At 56.7% G+C, this 17,798-nt stretch carries 21 protein-coding genes; 1 reads left to right on the top strand and 20 read right to left on the bottom strand.

Going from position 1 to position 17,798, the window contains the following annotated elements; all coding sequences use genetic code 11:
• The 14 genes from BMZ32_RS02900 to trmJ all read right to left on the bottom strand — a co-directional run bounded on the left by BMZ32_RS02900 (position 1) and on the right by trmJ (position 10,658).
• The gene (locus tag BMZ32_RS02900) at positions 1–975 is read right to left on the bottom strand and encodes a RodZ domain-containing protein (RefSeq protein WP_090239348.1); all 975 of its coding nucleotides are present in this window, start codon (positions 973–975) and stop codon (positions 1–3) included.
• Positions 975–1,733: a type IV pilus biogenesis/stability protein PilW gene (pilW, locus tag BMZ32_RS02905; protein ID WP_090239350.1), complete on the bottom strand. Its 759-nt coding sequence runs from the start codon at positions 1,731–1,733 to the stop codon at positions 975–977. The genes BMZ32_RS02900 and pilW overlap by 1 nt, the downstream gene beginning before the upstream one ends.
• Positions 1,734–1,746: 13 nt before the next feature.
• Positions 1,747–2,895, bottom strand: coding sequence for a dual-specificity RNA methyltransferase RlmN (gene rlmN, locus BMZ32_RS02910; protein ID WP_090239352.1), 1,149 nt, complete (start codon positions 2,893–2,895; stop codon positions 1,747–1,749).
• 23 nt (positions 2,896–2,918) lie between these two features.
• Entirely contained in the window at positions 2,919–3,350 is a 432-nt protein-coding gene (ndk, locus tag BMZ32_RS02915; RefSeq protein ID WP_090239354.1) for a nucleoside-diphosphate kinase, read from the bottom strand.
• Positions 3,351–3,442: 92 nt separating this feature from the next.
• Positions 3,443–3,643 carry a Fe-S cluster assembly protein IscX gene (gene iscX / locus BMZ32_RS02920; protein ID WP_090239356.1) on the bottom strand — a complete coding sequence of 67 codons (201 nt, stop codon included), beginning with the start codon at positions 3,641–3,643 and terminating at the stop codon, positions 3,443–3,445.
• A 14-nt stretch (positions 3,644–3,657) separates the two neighbouring features.
• Positions 3,658–3,999: an ISC system 2Fe-2S type ferredoxin gene (fdx, locus tag BMZ32_RS02925; RefSeq protein WP_090239359.1), complete on the bottom strand. Its 342-nt coding sequence runs from the start codon at positions 3,997–3,999 to the stop codon at positions 3,658–3,660.
• A gap of 2 nt (positions 4,000–4,001) precedes the next feature.
• On the bottom strand, positions 4,002–5,867 hold the full coding sequence (hscA, locus tag BMZ32_RS02930; protein WP_090239362.1) for a Fe-S protein assembly chaperone HscA: 1,866 nt from the start codon (positions 5,865–5,867) through the stop codon (positions 4,002–4,004).
• Between the two features lie 49 nt (positions 5,868–5,916).
• Positions 5,917–6,438 (bottom strand): co-chaperone HscB, encoded by a 522-nt coding sequence (gene hscB, locus BMZ32_RS02935; protein WP_090239365.1) that lies wholly within the window; start codon positions 6,436–6,438, stop codon positions 5,917–5,919.
• 7 nt (positions 6,439–6,445) lie between these two features.
• Positions 6,446–6,769 carry an iron-sulfur cluster assembly protein IscA gene (gene iscA / locus BMZ32_RS02940; protein ID WP_090239368.1) on the bottom strand — a complete coding sequence of 108 codons (324 nt, stop codon included), beginning with the start codon at positions 6,767–6,769 and terminating at the stop codon, positions 6,446–6,448.
• 12 nt (positions 6,770–6,781) lie between these two features.
• Positions 6,782–7,168 (bottom strand): Fe-S cluster assembly scaffold IscU, encoded by a 387-nt coding sequence (iscU, locus tag BMZ32_RS02945; protein ID WP_090239371.1) that lies wholly within the window; start codon positions 7,166–7,168, stop codon positions 6,782–6,784.
• Positions 7,169–7,215: 47 nt separating this feature from the next.
• Entirely contained in the window at positions 7,216–8,430 is a 1,215-nt protein-coding gene (locus BMZ32_RS02950; protein ID WP_090239375.1) for an IscS subfamily cysteine desulfurase, read from the bottom strand.
• Between the two features lie 48 nt (positions 8,431–8,478).
• Positions 8,479–8,970, bottom strand: coding sequence for a Fe-S cluster assembly transcriptional regulator IscR (gene iscR / locus BMZ32_RS02955; RefSeq protein ID WP_090239378.1), 492 nt, complete (start codon positions 8,968–8,970; stop codon positions 8,479–8,481).
• Between the two features lie 139 nt (positions 8,971–9,109).
• A complete protein-coding gene (gene cysE / locus BMZ32_RS02960) occupies positions 9,110–9,886 on the bottom strand; it encodes a serine O-acetyltransferase (RefSeq protein WP_090239381.1) in 777 nt (258 codons plus the stop codon).
• Entirely contained in the window at positions 9,879–10,658 is a 780-nt protein-coding gene (trmJ, locus tag BMZ32_RS02965) for a tRNA (cytosine(32)/uridine(32)-2'-O)-methyltransferase TrmJ (protein WP_090239384.1), read from the bottom strand. The genes cysE and trmJ overlap by 8 nt, the downstream gene beginning before the upstream one ends.
• 144 nt (positions 10,659–10,802) lie before the next feature.
• Between trmJ and suhB the strand changes: the two genes are divergently transcribed.
• Entirely contained in the window at positions 10,803–11,618 is an 816-nt protein-coding gene (gene suhB / locus BMZ32_RS02970; protein WP_090239386.1) for a type III secretion system regulator SuhB, read from the top strand.
• A 52-nt stretch (positions 11,619–11,670) separates the two neighbouring features.
• Here the strand turns inward: suhB and BMZ32_RS02975 are convergent, their stop codons facing one another.
• The 6 genes from BMZ32_RS02975 to queA form a co-directional block, all read right to left on the bottom strand.
• On the bottom strand, positions 11,671–12,198 hold the full coding sequence (locus BMZ32_RS02975; RefSeq protein ID WP_090239390.1) for a glycine zipper 2TM domain-containing protein: 528 nt from the start codon (positions 12,196–12,198) through the stop codon (positions 11,671–11,673).
• A gap of 124 nt (positions 12,199–12,322) precedes the next feature.
• Positions 12,323–13,228 (bottom strand): protein translocase subunit SecF, encoded by a 906-nt coding sequence (gene secF / locus BMZ32_RS02980; RefSeq protein ID WP_090239393.1) that lies wholly within the window; start codon positions 13,226–13,228, stop codon positions 12,323–12,325.
• A gap of 9 nt (positions 13,229–13,237) precedes the next feature.
• Positions 13,238–15,106: a protein translocase subunit SecD gene (gene secD / locus BMZ32_RS02985; protein WP_090239395.1), complete on the bottom strand. Its 1,869-nt coding sequence runs from the start codon at positions 15,104–15,106 to the stop codon at positions 13,238–13,240.
• Between the two features lie 62 nt (positions 15,107–15,168).
• Positions 15,169–15,504: a preprotein translocase subunit YajC gene (gene yajC / locus BMZ32_RS02990; protein ID WP_090239398.1), complete on the bottom strand. Its 336-nt coding sequence runs from the start codon at positions 15,502–15,504 to the stop codon at positions 15,169–15,171.
• 39 nt (positions 15,505–15,543) lie between these two features.
• The gene (gene tgt / locus BMZ32_RS02995) at positions 15,544–16,659 is read right to left on the bottom strand and encodes a tRNA guanosine(34) transglycosylase Tgt (RefSeq protein WP_167376737.1); all 1,116 of its coding nucleotides are present in this window, start codon (positions 16,657–16,659) and stop codon (positions 15,544–15,546) included.
• A 14-nt stretch (positions 16,660–16,673) separates the two neighbouring features.
• Complete coding sequence (gene queA, locus BMZ32_RS03000) at positions 16,674–17,723, bottom strand: tRNA preQ1(34) S-adenosylmethionine ribosyltransferase-isomerase QueA (RefSeq protein WP_090239403.1); 1,050 nt, start codon at positions 17,721–17,723, stop codon at positions 16,674–16,676.
• Positions 17,724–17,798 lie beyond the last annotated feature (75 nt).

Here is a 17,798-nt window from a genome sequence, read left to right on the forward strand (position 1 = left end):
CTACTGCCCACCCAACTTCAGACGCGCGGTTTCACCGGAGATAAAAGGCGCTACATCGATCGGACTGCCATTCAGACTAACCTGCGCACCACGGGCAAAGCCCAGGCGCAGCTCCAACGGCGCCTTACCGGCCAGCTCTAGGCTATCGCCTTTGCGTTTAAGAGCGCTGAACAGCACCTTGCCATTTGCATCGGTCAGCTGTGTCCAGCAGTCCGCAATAAAATTCAAGCTGACCACTGCCTCGCCAGCAGCTGCCTGCAGCGGTGCGGTTTCAGCGGACGCAGCAACGATTGCCTCTACTGCAACAGGCGCAGTTGCTGTGCCGGCAGGAGCGGGGGTCTGTTCAGCCGGTGCAACCAAGGCTGTTGTTTCGTTGGAGGCCGCATTTGCCAATTCAGCAGTGCCTTCAGTCAACAACGGCAAGGCAGTCTCAGCATCTAACTGGGCCGCGTCCACTGCCTGATCCTCTGGTTCATCCAGCGGATGGATCTGCGTAGTGCCGTCGGCGCCATCTACCTCAACATGCTCAAGGCTGGTCGTGGCCAAGTCTTCAGTCTGGCGCTCAGCTTTTTCCTGCCACCAGAAGAAACTCAAGCCCGCCAGTGCGAGCAATAAAACAAAACTGACCATGCGCAAAATACGCTGTGAATAACTCACTGGCCCCTCGATGCGCCCCAGGCTGTGCACACTGCTACCAGCGGCGTCGCTGCCGGTGAATTGATCGAACTCCAGCACCAGACGGTTCTGATCGAGCTCCAATAACTTGGCGTAAGCCCGAACATAACCACGCGCAAAGGTATGCCCAGGCAACTTGTCGAAGGCACCTTGCTCGACCTGACTCAAGCGTTGCGAGGTTAAGTTCAACTGCGCAGCGACCTCGGCAACAGTCCAACCACGACCCTCACGAGCCTCGCGCAAAGTCTCACCCGGATTGATACGGGGAACCGCTAGCACTTCAGGATGCGCCGCTTTCATCATTGCTCCGACAGGTATTGCTGATATTCCGGCGTACCCGGATAAAGTCGCTTCAACTGCAAACCGAGGCTCGCAGCATTGTCACGCTCCTCGAAAATCTTCGCTAAACGCACGCCTAACAACAAACTACGCGCACTCTGCGGCGCCAAGGTTAGATAGCCTTCGTAGTAGCTACGGGCGGGTACGAACTGCTTGTCCTCATAGGATAACTGCGCCATTTCCATCAAGGCGCGCGGCTGTCGGCTATTCAAGCGCAGTGAGCGCTCAAAGTAGGCCTTTGCCTGCTCACGTTGTTGCAACTGCTGTGAGGTCAAGCCGAGGTTTTCAAAAACCCGCGAACGCTCAGGATAGAGGTTGTCCCGGGCTGCCTCCAAGTAACGCTCAAACGCTTCTTGATAACGCTGCTGCTCGAACAGGAAACTGCCGTAGTTATTCAGCAAGCGGGCATCGTCACCGCGCTGCGAAAGGGCTTTACGGAAGTGCTCATCCGCCAGCTTGGGTTCCATTTCTATCTGGAATACCAACGCCAGGGCTGCATGGGCATCGGCATTGGAAGAGTCGAGTTCCAAGGCCTTTTTCAGCGGCACCTTGGCACGCTCGGTCTGGCCTTGCTGCAGGTAACCAATGCCCAGCTGAACATAGGCATCACGGGCCTCATCACGGCCCTTACCGGTTTTCATCGGGTCAACAGTACCGGTGGTGACACAACCGGCTAACAGACTAGCGACCAACAGCAATAACGCGGGACGCAAGGTCATGGGTATCCTCCCCTCAGGTTCGATTGGCGGCGGCACTCGGCGTTTCTGCCTCGCTACTCAATTCACGCACAGCGATGTAACGTTCACTACGGCGGGTACGGTCCATAACCTGCCCAACCAACTGGCCACAGGCTGCGTCAATATCCTCGCCTCGCGTGGTGCGTACGGTGACATTGTGCCCGGCTTTATGCAGCAGGTCTTGGAAACGGCGAATGGCATTATTGCTCGGCCGCTCATACCCCGAGTGGGGGAAGGGATTAAACGGAATCAGGTTGATCTTGCAAGGCACATCTTTGAGAAGTGCGATCATTTCCTCAGCGTGCTCAATCTTATCGTTCACATCCTTGAGCAGGGTGTATTCGATAGTCAGCACACGTTTCTCGCCAAGGCGCGAGACGTAACGTTTGCAAGCCGCCAAGAGCATTTCCAGCGGATACTTCTTATTGATCGGTACCAACTGGCTACGCAGCTCGTCATTCGGCGCATGCAGAGACAAGGCTAGCGACACATCAATCACTTCGCCCAGCTTGTCGATCATTGGCACCACGCCTGAGGTAGACAGCGTCACCTTGCGCTTGGAAATGCCATAACCGAGGTCATCCATCATGATTTTCATGGCGGCGACGACGTTATCAAAGTTCAGCAATGGTTCGCCCATGCCCATCATCACCACGTTGGTGATGGCACGATCGACCTTGGCCGGGATACTGCCAAACGACTTGTTAGCGATCCACACCTGCCCGATCACTTCGGCTGCAGTGAGATCGCTATTAAAACCTTGCTTGCCCGTCGAGCAGAAACTGCAATCCAACGCACAGCCGGCCTGCGAGGAAACACACAAGGTGCCCCGCGTGCCCTGGGGGATATACACCGTTTCGACGCAACTGCCTGACGCCACTCGCACTACCCACTTGCGCGTGCCATCAGTGGAAATATCTTCGCTGACCACTTCTGGGCCGCGGATTTCAGCACAAGCCTTGAGCTTTTCGCGCAAGGCCTTGCTGACGTTACTCATGGCATCGAAATCATCGACGCCAAAATGGTGAATCCACTTCATCAACTGACCGGCGCGGAAACGTTTCTCCCCGATATGTTCGAAGAATTGTTCCATCTCTGCCTGAGTCAGACCCAAGAGATTGGTTTTACCGGTCGATGTAATCATGGCTTCACCCTCACTCAATTCGCTTAGCGAATGCGCGCACAAACTTCGGTGGAAGCGAAGAAGTAAGAGATTTCGCGAGCAGCAGAAGCTTCAGAGTCAGAACCGTGAACAGCGTTTTCGTCGATGGAAACCGCGAAATCAGCACGGATGGTGCCAGCAGCAGCTTCTTTCGGGTTAGTAGCGCCCATCAGGTCACGGTTGGCCAGAACAGCGTTTTCGCCTTCCAGAACCTGAACGATAACTGGACCGGAGGTCATGAACGCAACCAGATCCTTGAAGAAGCCACGCTCGCTGTGCTCCGCGTAGAAGCCAGCAGCCTCGCGCTCGGACAGCTGAAGCATTTTCGAAGCAACGACGCGCAGACCGGCCTTTTCGAAACGGCTGGTGATCTCACCGACAACGTTTTTAGCAACAGCGTCAGGCTTGATGATGGAGAAAGTGCGTTGAACAGCCATGTGAAACTCCAGAAACAGTAGTTAAAGCGAAAAATTAAACCCGCGAATTATACGCGGGTTTATTGGGATTACCTAACAGCGTAAGGGCTGACTCAGTCAGCCTCTTCGATCCAGGCGGCCTGAACGGCCTCCAGCACCTTTTCGCCGCCACGCGTCGGATCATCACTGAATTCAGGCAGGGCTTGAATCCACTTATTCAGATCAACGAAATTGACGTAACGTGGATCCACATCAGGCTTGGATTCGGCCAATTGAATAGCGATTTCGAGCACATCAACCCATTTCAGTGTCATAACAACCCCTTGAATCAGTGCGGCGCTTCGGCGGCATGGTTGAGCGAGTACTTAGGAATCTCGACAGTGATATCTTCGGTACCTACGACAGCCTGACAGGACAGCCGCGACTGAGTCTCCAGCCCCCATGCCTTGTCGAGCATGTCTTCTTCCAACTCATCAGCTTCAGCCAGCGAATCAAAGCCCTCACGAATAACACAGTGACACGTGGTGCACGCACACACGCCACCACAGGCGCTTTCGATCTCGATGTGATGCTCATGCGCCACTTCAAGCACCGAAGTCCCGGGCGCAACTTCAATCACTAGACCTTCTGGGCACAGTACAGCGTGGGGCAGAAAAATAATCTGCGGCATGCTTATTCCTCAATCTCATCAAGACTACGGCCAGCCAACGAGGCTTTGACCGTGGCATCCAGACGACGCGCCGCGAAGGCATCGGTTATCTGGGTCAGTCGTTTCGTATGTTGCTCAATGGCCAAGCCATCACTGGCAGCCATGCAATCACGTAATTGCTGCATCTGCGCATCGATGGCCATGCGCTCATCGGCATCCAGCAAGCGCTCGCCATCTGCCAGCAGAGCCGCCTCGACGGCCTCAAGCAAACGCTGGGCATCGACTTGCTGCTCACGCAACACGCGCGCAACCTTGTCGTCACCCGCATTTTTGAAAGAGTCCTGCAGCATGCGAGCGATTTCGCCATCCGTCAGACCATAGGATGGCTTGACCTGGATACTCGCCTCAACCCCAGACGCTAGCTCAAGGGCTGCAACGCTGAGCAGGCCATCGGCATCCACCTGAAAGGTCACACGAATTTTCGCCGCCCCCGCCACCATTGGCGGAATACCACGCAATTCGAAACGCGCCAGGGAACGGCAGTCACTGATCAGCTCACGCTCGCCCTGCAGCACATGAATCATCATGGCCGTTTGGCCGTCTTTGTAAGTGGTGAAATCTTGAGCTCGGGCCACGGGGATAGTGGTGTTACGCGGAATCACCTTCTCCATCAACCCGCCCATGGTTTCAAGACCTAGCGACAGCGGAATCACGTCTAGCAACAGTAACTCCTCACCGTCACCGCGTTTGTTACCCGCCAGGGCGTCCGCCTGGATCGCCGCACCAATGGCCACTACCTGATCCGGATCGATATCAGCCAACGGCTCACGGCAGAACAATTCGGCCACCGCCTGACGGACCCTCGGCACACGGGTAGAGCCACCGACCATGACCACCGCCTCAACCTCGTCCAGCTCAATACCGGCATCACGCACCGCGCGGCGGCAGGCTTTGAGGCTGCGCGCCACCATCGGCTCGATCAGCGCATCAAGCTGCTCACGACTCAACTCACCTTGCCAGCCGGCATAGCTGAGCGTGACCAAGGCGCTGTTAGTCAGCGCTTCCTTAGCCGCACAGGCAGCCTGTAGCAACAAGCGCTGCTGACCCGGATCGAGGTCCGCCGACACGCCCGCCTGCTGCACAACCCAAGCCGCGATGACGTAATCGAAATCATCACCGCCAAGCGCGCTATCTCCGCCCGTGGCGAGCACTTCAAAGACGCCACCGGTTAGGCGCAGTACAGAAATATCGAAGGTGCCGCCGCCCAGGTCATAAATCGCCACCACACCTTCGGCGTGCTGATCGAGACCATAAGCGACCGCCGCTGCGGTCGGCTCGTTGAGCAGGCGCAGCACATTCAGTCCAGCCAGACGCGCAGCATCCTTGGTGGCTTGGCGCTGCGAGTCATCAAAATAGGCAGGCACGGTAATAACCGCCCCAACCAGCTCGCCGCCCAGAGTCGCCTCAGCACGCTGACGCAGCACTTTGAGAATATCGGCAGAAACTTCAACCGGACTTTTCGGCCCCTGCACCGTCTCAATGAACGGCATGTGCGACTCGCCACCGACAAAGCGGTATGGCAGCTGCTCGCCGAGCTGCTTGACGTCAGCCAACCCACGTCCCATCAGGCGCTTGACCGACAGCACAGTATTCAGCGGATCACCCGAAGCAGCCGCTCTGGCGACCTCGCCCACTTCGATGCGATCTGCGTGGTAGCGCACGGCTGACGGCAGAATAACCTGCCCAGCGGCATCAGCCAGTGGCTCCGAAAGCCCGCTACGCACGGCAGCGACTAGCGAATTGGTGGTACCAAGATCAATCCCCACTGCCAGCCGACGCTGGTGTGGCTGGGGGCTTTGTCCGGGTTCAGCGATCTGCAGTAAGGCCATGATTAATCAATGCTTATGTATCAGGTGCAGCGCAACACGCGCACCAGCGTTAATCGTCGAGGCGCTCTTCCAGCTGACGAACCTCGTGAGAGAGCTTGTCGAGAAACTGCATGCGGCGCATCAGGCGCTCGGCCTCTTCACGCCGCAACGCATCATCCCAACAAACGGCAAAACTTTCGTTGAGCTCATCCTGAGCCACTTTCAAACGTCGCTTGAACTGTGCAACCCCAGCCAGGTCCGCACTGTCATGCAGATCCTCTAGCTCTTCGCGCCACTGCATCTGCTGCAGCAAGAAGCTCGGATCTTGCACAGTCACTTCCAGCGGCAACTCAGGTCCGCTCAACGCGAGCAGGTACCGCGCCCGGTGTGGGGCGTTTTTCAGCGTCCGATAGGCTTCATTGAGGCTGGCAGATTGCTCCAGCGCCAGTCGCTGCTCACGCTCGGAAGCATCAGCAAAGCGGTCGGGGTGGACATGCCGAGCCAGCTCGCGGTAACGACTGGCCAACAACTCCGGATCTAAACGAAAACCCGGCTGCAGATCAAACAAAGCAAAGTGACAAGGAGTACCCACACGCGCCTCAGATGTTGAAGCTTTCGCCGCAGCCACATTCGCCGCGCACGTTGGGGTTGTTGAACTTGAAGCCTTCGTTCAACCCTTCTTTGACAAAGTCCAGTTCGGTTCCATCCAGGTAAACCAGACTTTTGGGGTCGATGATTACCTTGACCCCAAAGTTCTCGAACACCTGGTCTTCGCCGGCGGTCTCATCGACAAACTCCAGCACATAAGCCAGGCCTGAACAGCCAGTGGTGCGAACAGCCAAACGGATGCCCTCACCCTTGCCGCGCCCATCAAGGGAACGACGCACGTGCTGAGCTGCCGCTTCGGTCATGCTGATAGCCATCGACAAACCTCCTTAGAGCAAGCCTTTCTTCTGCTTGTAGTCACGCACGGCTGCCTTGATGGCATCTTCCGCGAGGACCGAGCAGTGAATTTTTACCGGCGGCAGAGCCAACTCCTCGGCCAGCTGGGTGTTTTTGATGGTTTCCGCTTCATCCAGGGTCTTACCCTTCATCCACTCGGTCGCGAGTGAGCTGGAGGCAATCGCTGAACCACAACCGTAGGTCTTAAATTTGGCGTCTTCGATCACGCCCTGCTCGTTGACCTTGATCTGCAGACGCATCACGTCTCCGCAAGCTGGGGCACCGACCATGCCGGTGCCTACACTCGGGTCTTCCGCATCCATCTTGCCGACGTTGCGCGGGTTCTCGTAGTGGTCAATGACCTTTTCACTGTAAGCCATGTTGGTATTCCTTCCTCATCAGAGAGTCGCTCTTGTTCGGCGACTACTTAGTGCGCCGCCCACTCGATCTTGGAGATGTCGACACCGTCTTTATACATATCCCAGAGCGGCGACAACTCGCGCAGCTTGGTAACCGCTTCGCAAACCTTCTGCGCGGCGTAATCGACTTCTTCATCAGTTGTGAAGCGGCCGAAGGTAAAGCGAATGGAACTGTGTGCCAGCTCGTCATTGCGGCCCAGGGCGCGCAATACGTAGGACGGCTCCAGCGAAGCTGAGGTGCAGGCCGACCCGGAAGAAACAGCCAAGTCCTTGAGCGCCATAATCAGCGACTCGCCCTCAACATAGTTGAAGCTGAGGTTGAGATTATGCGGTACACGGGCAACCATGCTGCCGTTGATGTACAGCTCTTCAAGACCATCGACCTGCTTAAAGAAGCGATCACGCAGGGCCAGAATACGCTGGTTTTCCTGCTCCATTTCTTGCTTAGCAATCTGGAAAGCTTCACCCATACCCACACACTGATGGGTCGCCAGGGTACCTGAGCGCATGCCACGCTCGTGACCGCCACCGTGGGTCTGGGCTTCCAGACGCACACGCGGCTTGCGGCACACATAGAGCGCCCCAACGCCTTTCGGCCCGTAGGTCTTGTGAGCACTAAACGACATCAGATCGACCTTGAGTGAACTCAGGTCAATCGCCACCTTACCGGTGGACTGCGCCGCATCAACGTGCAAGAACACGCCACGCGAACGGGTCAACTCACCGATCGCTGCAATATCGTTGATGGTGCCGATTTCATTATTCACATGCATGACTGACACCAGAATAGTGTCTGCACGCAGCGCAGCTTCAATCATGGCAGGGGTAATTAGACCATCTTCACCAGGCTCAATGTAGGTCACCTCGAAGCCTTCGCGCTCAAGCTGGCGCATGGTATCGAGCACCGCTTTGTGCTCGATCTTCGAGGTAATCAGGTGCTTACCTTTGCTCTTGTAGAAGTCAGCAATGCCCTTGATCGCCAGGTTGTTGGATTCGGTAGCACCGGACGTCCAAACAATCTCACGCGGATCTGCATTGACCAACTCAGCCACCTGACGACGGGCATTTTCTACTGCTTCTTCTGCCTTCCAGCCGAAGACATGGGAGCGCGACGCCGGGTTGCCGAAGTTACCGTCAACCAGCAGGCATTCACTCATCTTTTGCGCAACACGCGGATCAACCGGCGTGGTAGAGGAATAATCGAGATAAATCGGCAATTTCATCAGTTCTCTCCTAATCGGGTATCAGGCCAGCTAGCCAGCGCTTTGCGCTCAATCGACGGCGGACGTTTCAATCTTATCCAGGTACGGTGTACTGCCATTGCAACGGCGCTGATCCTGGCGCTGGGCAACTTCCTGTACTTCACGGCGGGTCACCAAGTCAGCGAGACTGATGCCACTGAGAAATTCATGTATCTGCTGGCTGAGATCACACCAGAGATGATGCGTAAGACAGGTATCGCCTGCGTGACAATCACCCTGCCCCTGACAGCGCGTGGCATCGACGGACTCATTGACCGCATCGATTACCTCGGCCACCTGTATACCCTGCATCTCTCGCGACAGCTGATAGCCGCCACCAGGACCGCGCACACTGGATACCAGGTTGCCACGGCGCAGCTTGGCAAATAGCTGCTCCAGGTAAGACAAAGAAATTCCCTGCCGCTCGGAAATGTCAGCCAGAGACACCGGGCCACGCTGAGCATGCAGCGCCAAATCAAGCATGGCGGTGACGGCGTAACGGCCTTTGGTGGTTAGTCGCATGAGGATTACCGTGCGGTCTCAATATGCCGCAAGTATGCAATTCCCGAGTATTTAAGTCAACTATAAGACCTAGCGCTATTGTCGGGATTAGGCAATATGGAGGGCACGCAGTTTAGCAAAAATGCACGCCCACGCACCATCACGCTGCGGGCTTGTCGGCATCCTTAACCACACCCGCGAAATCCTCGTTACGCAGCTGCGGCAAATCCTTTGAACAGTAGTCACTGCCCAAGGACTGGAGCGCACCACACATACCCTCTAACTGCCCATCAACCGCATGCAGGTGATCGAGCAGCTGACCGATGGCGCGCGCAATCGGGTCAGGCATATCCTGACCTACGCCATAGGCATCGAAGCCAAGCTTCTCGGCAATCGCTTTACGCTTAGCTTCCTGCTCATCATCGGCCTTAACGATAATTCGCCCCGGAATACCAACCGCTGTTGCGCCCGCCGGCACCGCCTTGGTGACCACAGCATTGGAGCCGATCTTGGCACCCGCACCGACCGTAAACGGCCCCAGCACCTTAGCCCCAGCCCCCACTACCACACCGTCTTCAAGAGTCGGATGGCGCTTACCTTTGTTCCAGCTAGTGCCACCCAGGGTCACCCCCTGATAAAGCGTGACGTCATTGCCGATTTCAGCGGTTTCACCAATCACAATGCCCATGCCGTGATCGATAAAGAAACGCCGGCCAATTTTTGCCCCCGGATGGATTTCGACACCAGTCATCCAGCGACCAATATTCGACACTACACGCGCCAACCACTTCCAACCAGCCACCCACAATGCATGCGCAACGCGATGCAACCAGACCGCATGCAAGCCCGGATAGCACGTGACCACCTCAAAGGTATTGCGCGCCGCCGGATCACGATGAAATACGCTTTGGATATCCTCTCGCATGCGCTCAAACATCTACTTTCTCCCGCTCTGAGTGCTCGCCACGCGCTGCCTTGATGGTTTCCGTCAAGATACCGCGCAAGATATTCATTTCCAGCTTGCTGACCTCACTGCGCCCATACAAACGGCGCAAACGGCTCATCAAGTGCCGTGGCTTGGCCGGGTCGAGAAATTTAATCTCAACCAGCGCCTGCTCAAGGTGGGCATAAAACGACTCCAACTCATCCGCCGTCACCGGCTGCGAACTCTGAATAGCCGTGGCCTCGAGCTTAGGCGTCTTGGTCGGTTGATTTTCAGCCGCCAGCCAGGCCATACGCACTTCGTAAGCCAGAACCTGGACTGCAGCAGCTAGATTAAGCGAACTGAACGCAGGGTCAGACGGTATGTGCACGTGAAAATGGCAACGCTGCAATTCTTCATTGGTCAGCCCGGCATACTCACGACCAAACACCAACGCCACGTGCGCACCTTGCTGCGCTTGCTCGCACGCCGCCACACCACACTCACGCGGGTCCAACAGCGGCCATGGAATGCGCCGGTCGCGCGCACTGGTGCCCAGCACAAGACTGCAACCGACCAGCGCTTCTTCTAGCGTGCCGACCACCTGCGCCGCATCGAGCACATCACTTGCCCCAGACGCTCTAGCCACTGCATCGGCGCTCGGAAAATCCTGCGGATCAACCAGCACCAACTGCGACAAGCCCATGTTCTTCATGGCCCGCGCCGCGCCGCCGATATTGCCCGGGTGACTGGTATTGACCAAAACAACACGAATATTTTCTAGCAACGCAAACGCTCACAAACAAGGTTTAGACGGTTAAATCTTACAGAAGCATCCGACCTTACGCCACGCAAGGCGCAGGTTGCACTTCAACCGCCGGGCTTTTCTGCTAGAATGGCCGGCTTTCTTTAACGACCCAGGTGAACATCCATGCAGCCCATGCTGAATATCGCGCTGCGCGCAGCCCGTAGCGCCGGCGAAATGATCTTCCGCTCGACCGAACGCTTGGACGTCATCTCGGTCGACGAGAAAGAAGCCAAGGAATATGTAACAGAGCTTGATCGCTCGGCCGAGCAGCTGATCATTCAAGCTCTGCGTAAGGCCTATCCAACTCACGGCATCCTCGGCAAGGAAAGCGGCCTGAACGCAGGCAGCGGTGAAGGCGCAGACTATGTGTGGATCATCGACGCACTGGATGGCAGCGCTAACTTTATCCGCGGCATTCCGCATTACGCAGTGAGCATCGCCTGCAAATACCGCGGCCGCCTTGAACATGCAGTGGTCATCGACCCCGTGCGCCAAGAAGAATTCACCACCAGCCGCGGTCGTGGCGCCGCCCTCAACGGCCGCCGCATGCGCGTCGGCAATCGCAAGAGCCTGGAAGGTGCACTGCTCGGCACCGGTTTCCCGTTCCGCGAGAACCAGATGGACAACCTCGAGAACTACATCGGCATGTTCCGCAGCTTGGTAGGCCAGGCTGCTGGCCTACGCCACGGCGGGGCAGCAAGCTTAGACCTGGCCTACGTTGCCACGGGCCGCTTCGATGCATTCTGGGAGTTTGGCCTTTCCGAGTGGGACATGGCCGCTGGCGCCCTGCTGATTCAAGAAGCAGGCGGCTTGGTCAGCGACTTCAGCGGCAGCCACGAATTCCTTGAAAAAGGCCAGATCGTCGCCGGCAACACTAAGTGCTTCAAAGCAGCCCTTACCGCTATTCAGCCGCACCTATCTGCCTCACTGAAGCGCTAGTAGGTCATGCAATAAAAAAGCGCCCTCGGGCGCTTTTTTATTGCATGAATACTTAGTCCACCAATACCAACTCACCATCACGTACCGGAATCCGCTGACCAGGATCATTGGCCATACGCACCTGGCTTATCTTGCCGTCCAGCTCGTATTTGACGTCATAGCCGACCAGCTTCTCGCTGCTGTCGGTCACCGTATTACAACGCGTTTCAGTGGTCGTAACGGTGTCGTTAGCCTGCATGCTGCCCTGCACCTTATTGCCGGCATAACCACCACCTACCGCGCCGGCCACCGTTGCCAGCTTCTTGCCGTTGCCACCGCCAACCTGATTACCCAATAAACCGCCAACCACTGCACCAATCGCCGTACCGGCTATTTTATGCTGGTCCTTGACCGCCGCTTGACGGGTAACCGTTACATCCTTACACACCTCGCGCGGAGTTTTGATGGTTTGGTTAACCGGTTTCACCGCTAGCACTTCAGCATATTTCGGCGCATTGACGACATTGTAAGTGGCCACTGCTCCGCCGGCCGTCACACCCACCGCACCCAACACCGCGCCAATCAACAAAGACTTATTCATACAAACCTCCTAAACCGCTGCTTGGCGCTCAATGCACCTTAATCCTTGCCTTGGAGCATAAAAAAGCCGGGCAAGTTCAACGCTTGCCCGGCTCCTTCAATCATTTGCGATGCAACCCACAGAATCAGGGGCGCTCATCAACCTCTTCTTCAACCACCGGCGGAATAAGGTCATCAACGGTGAGGTCAAGCCACACCAGCACCACGTTGGCAATATAGATCGACGAATAAGTACCCGCCGCAACACCGACAAACAGCGCCACCGAGAAGGCAAACAGGTTGTCGCCGGCAAACAGCAGCAGCGCGCCAATCGCCAACAAGGTGGAGATAGATGTTGCCATGGTACGCAGCAGAGTTTGCGTGGTGGAGATGTTGATGTTGTCTATCAACGTCGCCTTACGCAGCACCCGGAAGTTTTCACGCACCCGATCGAACACCACAATAGTGTCGTTAAGTGAGTAGCCAATGATCGCCAGTAAAGCGGCCATTACCGTAAGGTCGAAAGTGATCTGAAAGAACGAGAGGATACCGAGGGTGACAATAACGTCGTGGATCAGCGAAACAATCGCCCCGACTCCGAACTTCCACTGGAAGCGGAAGGCCAAGTACAACATCACGCCGCCCAGCGCCAACAGCAGCCCCAATCCGCCCTGATCGCGCAGCTCTTCACCGACCTGCGGACCCACGAATTCGACCTTTTTTACCTCAAGCTGCTCGCCAGCCTGACGCAGTGCAGTGGCCACCTTATTGCCCAGCTCAGGGTCATTACCCTGCATGCGCACCACTACATCGGTGGTAGCACCAAAGCTCTGCACCACAGCATCGGCATAGCCAGCACCGGCCAGCTGCGCACGAATATTACCGAGGTCGGCAGGCTGCTCGTAGCTCAGCTCGATTTGCGTACCACCGGTAAAGTCCAGGCCTAAGTTCAGCCCTTTGGTAAACAGGCTACCCAGCGCTACCAGCGTCAGCACCACGGTGAGGGCGAACGCTATATTGCGAACCCCCATGAAGTTGATCGTACGATTCATCACAGCCCCTTAAATCCACAACTTCTTGAAGTCACGCCCGCCGCAAGTCAGGTTGACCATGCAGCGCGTCACCAAAATCGCGGTAAACATCGAGGTGATGATCCCCAGCGACAAGGTCACCGCGAAGCCTTTGACCGGCCCAGTGCCCATAGCGAAGAGGATGCCACCGACCAACAACGTGGTCAGGTTGGCGTCGACAATCGCCGAGTACGCCCGATCAAAGCCCTCATGAATGGCGCGCTGAATCGACATGCCATTGGCAATCTCTTCACGGATACGCGAGAAGATCAGCACGTTGGCATCTACCGCCATACCCATGGTCAGCACGATACCGGCAATACCTGGCAGGGTCAGCGTGGCACTGAGCAACGACATCAGCGCCAACAGCAGCACCATGTTCAGGCCCAGCGCAACAGTCGCCAACACCCCAAAGGCGCGGTAGATAGCAATGATAAACAGCGAGACAAACAGCATCGCCCACAACGACGCATTGACGCCCTTAGCAATGTTGTCAGCACCCAGGCTCGGACCAATGGTGCGCTCTTCAGCGAAGTACATCGGTGCAGCCAAACCACCTGCACGCAGCAACAGCGCCAGCTCGGACGACTCGCCCTGACCATCCAACCCAGTGATACGGAACTGGCTACCCAGCGGCGACTGAATAGTGGCCAGGCTGATGATCTTCTTTTCTTCGACGAAGGTCTGCAACTCAACTTCTTTCTCGACGCCGTCGACTACCTGACGCACGTAGCGGGTCACCGGCTTTTGCTCGATAAAGATCACCGCCATGCTGCGCCCGACATTATTGCGGGTCGCGCGATTCATCAGATCGCCACCGCGACCATCCAGACGAATATTCACCTGTGGGCTGCCGTTCTCATCGAAGCTGGCCTGTGCATCGGTGACCTGATCACCCGTGATGATCAGATCACGCTCCAACTGCGCGGGCGCACGGCCTTCCTGACGAAACTCAAAACTTTCAGTCGCGGCCCTGGCCGCATCCGGCTCAGCGGCCAGACGGAACTCCAGGTTGGCGGTCTTACCGAGAATACGCTTGGCCTCAGCCGTGTCCTGTACGCCCGGCAATTCGACCACAATACGGTTGGCACCCTGACGCTGCACCAGCGGCTCGGCCACACCCAGCTCATTGACCCGGTTACGCACCGTGGTCAGGTTCTGCTTGATCGAATATTCGCGAATTTCGACCAGTTTGGCCTGGGTCAGCGCCAAACGTAGCACCTGCAGCTCATTACGCTGCACGGTGGTCATATCAAAATCGTTGAAGTCTTTGCGAATCAGCTGCTGAGCCTTCTCCAGCGCCGCCTCATCAACAAAGCCCAACTGAATTGCACCATTGAGCTCAGGCAGGCTGCGATAACGCACACGCTCTTTGCGCAGCAGGCTCTTGACCTCACCCTCGTAGACCTTACGACGCGCATCCAGAGCTTTGTCCATGTCCACTTCCATCAGGAAGTGCACACCACCGGACAAGTCCAGGCCGAGTTTCATTGGGCTACCGCCCAAGTTGCGCAGCCAATCCGGGGTAGTTTGCGCCAGGTTCAACGCCACCACGAACTCATCGCTCAAGGTCTTGCGCACCAATTCTTTGGCAGGCAACTGATCTTCAGCGCTGTTCAAGCGCAGCAAGCCGGCACGGCCCTGATTGGCCACACTGATTGCCTTTACACTGATACCGGCCGCTTCCAGCGCACGTTTAGCACGCTCAAGGTCAGCCTGCTCGACGCGCATGGCGGAGCTGTTGCCACTGATCTGGATCGCCGGATCATCCGGGTACAGATTGGGCGCAGAATAGAGAAAGCCGATTGCTAGCACAGCCAGAATCAGCAGGTACTTCCAGAGGGGAAACTTGTTGAGCATGACGCCGCCCGTTATGACGCGGGGCGCATTAAGCGCCCCGTCGAATGGTAAAGGTGTGTGGCTTAGATCGCTTTCAGCGTGCCTTTAGGCAGCGAGGCGGCAATCGCCACTTTCTGAATCTTAAGCTCGACGGTGTCGGACACTTCGATTACCACGAAGTCATCGGAAACCTTCGACACCTTGCCAGCGATACCACCGCTGGTTACCACTTCATCACCCTTCTGCAAGCCACCGATCAAGCCTTTATGCTCTTTCGCACGCTTGGCCTGTGGACGCCAAATCATCAGATAGAAGATGACCAGAAAGCCGACCAGAAAAACCCATTCAAAGCCACTGCCAACCGGACCGGCAGCCGGTGCAGCACCTTCAGCGAACGCAGCGGGGATAAAAAAGCTCATATAACACTCCTGTAGAAAGGTCTTTATAAGGTTAGGAAATCAGTCCAGAGGCGGCGTTGGCAGCCCGCGCTTGGCATAGAAGGCATCGACAAAGGCGGCCAATGTACCCTGTTGAATAGCCTCGCGCAAACCAGCCATAAGCACCTGATAATGCCGTAAGTTATGGATTGTATTGAGCATGCTACCGAGCATTTCGCCGCACTTATCCAGATGATGCAGATAGGCGCGGGAGAAGTGTTTACAGGTGTAACAGTCGCAAGTCGAATCTAGCGGCGAATTATCCTGCTTATGGAAGGCATTGCGGATTTTCAGCACGCCGGTATCAACAAACAAATGGCCGTTACGCGCATTACGGGTTGGCATCACGCAGTCGAACATGTCGACGCCACGGCGCACACCTTCGACCAGATCTTCCGGCTTGCCGACGCCCATCAGGTAGCGCGGTTTGTCAGCAGGCAACTGCGCAGGCAGGTAATCCAAGACCTTGATCATCTCTTCTTTCGGTTCACCGACTGACAACCCGCCAATGGCATAACCGTCAAAACCAATCTGCTCCAAGCCATCCAGAGAAACCTTGCGCAGCTCTTCATGCATGCCGCCCTGAACGATGCCAAACAGCGCTGCCGTGTTCTCGCCATGAGCGTCTTTCGAGCGTTTGGCCCAACGCAGCGACAACTCCATCGACTGTTTGGCGACATCGAACTCAGCTGGATACGGCGTGCACTCATCGAAAATCATCACGATGTCGGAACCCAGATCACGCTGCACCTGCATTGATTCCTCCGGCCCCATAAACACCTTGGCACCGTCGACGGGCGAGGCGAAGTAGACGCCCTCCTCCTTGATCTTACGCATCGCACCCAGGCTAAACACCTGAAAACCACCGGAGTCAGTGAGGATTGGGCCCTGCCACTGCATAAAGTCATGCAAGTCGCCGTGCTTCTTGATCACCTCAGTGCCGGGGCGCAACCACAGGTGGAAGGTGTTGCCGAGAATAATCTGCGCGCCAATCGCCTCGACATCGTCCGGCATCATGCCCTTGACCGTGCCATAGGTACCCACCGGCATAAACGCCGGGGTTTCCACCACGCCACGCGGGAAGGTCAAGCGACCACGGCGCGCCTTGCCTTCGGTCGCCAATAATTCGAAAGACATGCGGCACGTGCGCGTCATAACTGTTCCTCTGGCCCGCGCGGTGCGGGGTTGCGGGTGATAAACATGGCATCACCGTAACTGAAAAAACGATACTTGCCGGCAATCGCCGCCTGATAGGCCGCCATGGTTTCCGGGTAACCGGCAAACGCCGAGACCAGCATCAGCAGAGTCGATTCCGGCAAATGGAAGTTGGTCACCAGCGCATCGACCACATGCAGCGGTCGACCTGGATAAATAAAGATATCGGTGTCGCCACTGAAGGCCTTGAGCACGCCATCGCGCGCCGCGCTCTCCAGCGAACGCACACTGGTGGTACCGACGGCAATCACTCGCCCACCGCGCGCCCGACAAGCCGCCACGGCATCCACCACATCCTGACCAACCTCTAGCCACTCAGTGTGCATATGGTGGTCTTCGATACGCTCAACCCGCACCGGCTGAAACGTCCCCGCCCCCACATGCAGGGTGACAAAAGCACTTTCAACGCCCATCTCAGTAATCGCCGACAGCAACTGCTGATCAAAATGCAGCCCGGCAGTTGGCGCTGCGACAGCACCGGCACGGTCGGCATACACCGTCTGATAACGCTCGCGGTCTGCCTGCTCATCAGGGCGGTCAATATAGGGCGGCAACGGCATATGCCCGACCCGCTCCAGCAGCGGCAGCACCTCTTCGCTAAAGCGCAACTCAAACAGCCCATCGTGACGGGCGACCATCTCGGCTTCGCCGCCACCATCAATCAGGATGCTCGAACCGGGCTTGGGCGATTTGCTCGAACGCACATGGGCCAGCACGCGATGACTGTCCAACACCCGCTCGACCAGGACTTCTAGCTTGCCGCCCGAAGCCTTCTGCCCAAACAGCCGCGCAGGAATCACCCGCGTGTTGTTAAACACCATCAGATCGCCAGGACGCAAGTAATCCAGCAGATCACTGAACTGCTGGTGCGCCAGCTCACCCGTAGGCCCATCAAGCACCAGCAGGCGGCTAGCGCGGCGCTCGGCAAGAGGGTGACGGGCAATCAGAGCGTCTGGCAGCTCGAAATTAAAGTCGGCAACACGCATGGTCAGAGTGGATCATCTAGAAGGGCGGCAAAGCTTACCGGAAATCGCACATTCTGAACACGCAGTGCATTGACC

Origin of the sequence: Pseudomonas guineae (assembly GCF_900113745.1) — a bacterium.
In the GTDB taxonomy this organism is placed as follows: domain Bacteria; phylum Pseudomonadota; class Gammaproteobacteria; order Pseudomonadales; family Pseudomonadaceae; genus Aquipseudomonas; species Aquipseudomonas guineae.

What these genes read in the sequence shown, in the direction of transcription:
- BMZ32_RS02975 (WP_090239390.1), bottom strand. Translation starts at nt 12,198, where the DNA reads ATGAATAAGTCTTTGTTGATTGGCGCGGTGTTGGGTGCGGTGGGTGTG.
- secF (WP_090239393.1), bottom strand. Translation starts at nt 13,228, where the DNA reads ATGAATCGTACGATCAACTTCATGGGGGTTCGCAATATAGCGTTCGCC.
- iscR (WP_090239378.1), bottom strand. Translation starts at nt 8,970, where the DNA reads ATGCGACTAACCACCAAAGGCCGTTACGCCGTCACCGCCATGCTTGAT.
- queA (WP_090239403.1), bottom strand. Translation starts at nt 17,723, where the DNA reads ATGCGTGTTGCCGACTTTAATTTCGAGCTGCCAGACGCTCTGATTGCC.
- fdx (WP_090239359.1), bottom strand. Translation starts at nt 3,999, where the DNA reads ATGCCGCAGATTATTTTTCTGCCCCACGCTGTACTGTGCCCAGAAGGT.
- hscA (WP_090239362.1), bottom strand. Translation starts at nt 5,867, where the DNA reads ATGGCCTTACTGCAGATCGCTGAACCCGGACAAAGCCCCCAGCCACAC.
- cysE (WP_090239381.1), bottom strand. Translation starts at nt 9,886, where the DNA reads ATGTTTGAGCGCATGCGAGAGGATATCCAAAGCGTATTTCATCGTGAT.
- yajC (WP_090239398.1), bottom strand. Translation starts at nt 15,504, where the DNA reads ATGAGCTTTTTTATCCCCGCTGCGTTCGCTGAAGGTGCTGCACCGGCT.
- secD (WP_090239395.1), bottom strand. Translation starts at nt 15,106, where the DNA reads ATGCTCAACAAGTTTCCCCTCTGGAAGTACCTGCTGATTCTGGCTGTG.
- tgt (WP_167376737.1), bottom strand. Translation starts at nt 16,659, where the DNA reads ATGTCTTTCGAATTATTGGCGACCGAAGGCAAGGCGCGCCGTGGTCGC.
- pilW (WP_090239350.1), bottom strand. Translation starts at nt 1,733, where the DNA reads ATGACCTTGCGTCCCGCGTTATTGCTGTTGGTCGCTAGTCTGTTAGCC.
- ndk (WP_090239354.1), bottom strand. Translation starts at nt 3,350, where the DNA reads ATGGCTGTTCAACGCACTTTCTCCATCATCAAGCCTGACGCTGTTGCT.
- iscA (WP_090239368.1), bottom strand. Translation starts at nt 6,769, where the DNA reads ATGGCTATCAGCATGACCGAAGCGGCAGCTCAGCACGTGCGTCGTTCC.
- BMZ32_RS02900 (WP_090239348.1), bottom strand. Translation starts at nt 975, where the DNA reads ATGAAAGCGGCGCATCCTGAAGTGCTAGCGGTTCCCCGTATCAATCCG.
- suhB (WP_090239386.1), top strand. Translation starts at nt 10,803, where the DNA reads ATGCAGCCCATGCTGAATATCGCGCTGCGCGCAGCCCGTAGCGCCGGC.
- iscU (WP_090239371.1), bottom strand. Translation starts at nt 7,168, where the DNA reads ATGGCTTACAGTGAAAAGGTCATTGACCACTACGAGAACCCGCGCAAC.
- BMZ32_RS02950 (WP_090239375.1), bottom strand. Translation starts at nt 8,430, where the DNA reads ATGAAATTGCCGATTTATCTCGATTATTCCTCTACCACGCCGGTTGAT.
- rlmN (WP_090239352.1), bottom strand. Translation starts at nt 2,895, where the DNA reads ATGATTACATCGACCGGTAAAACCAATCTCTTGGGTCTGACTCAGGCA.
- iscX (WP_090239356.1), bottom strand. Translation starts at nt 3,643, where the DNA reads ATGACACTGAAATGGGTTGATGTGCTCGAAATCGCTATTCAATTGGCC.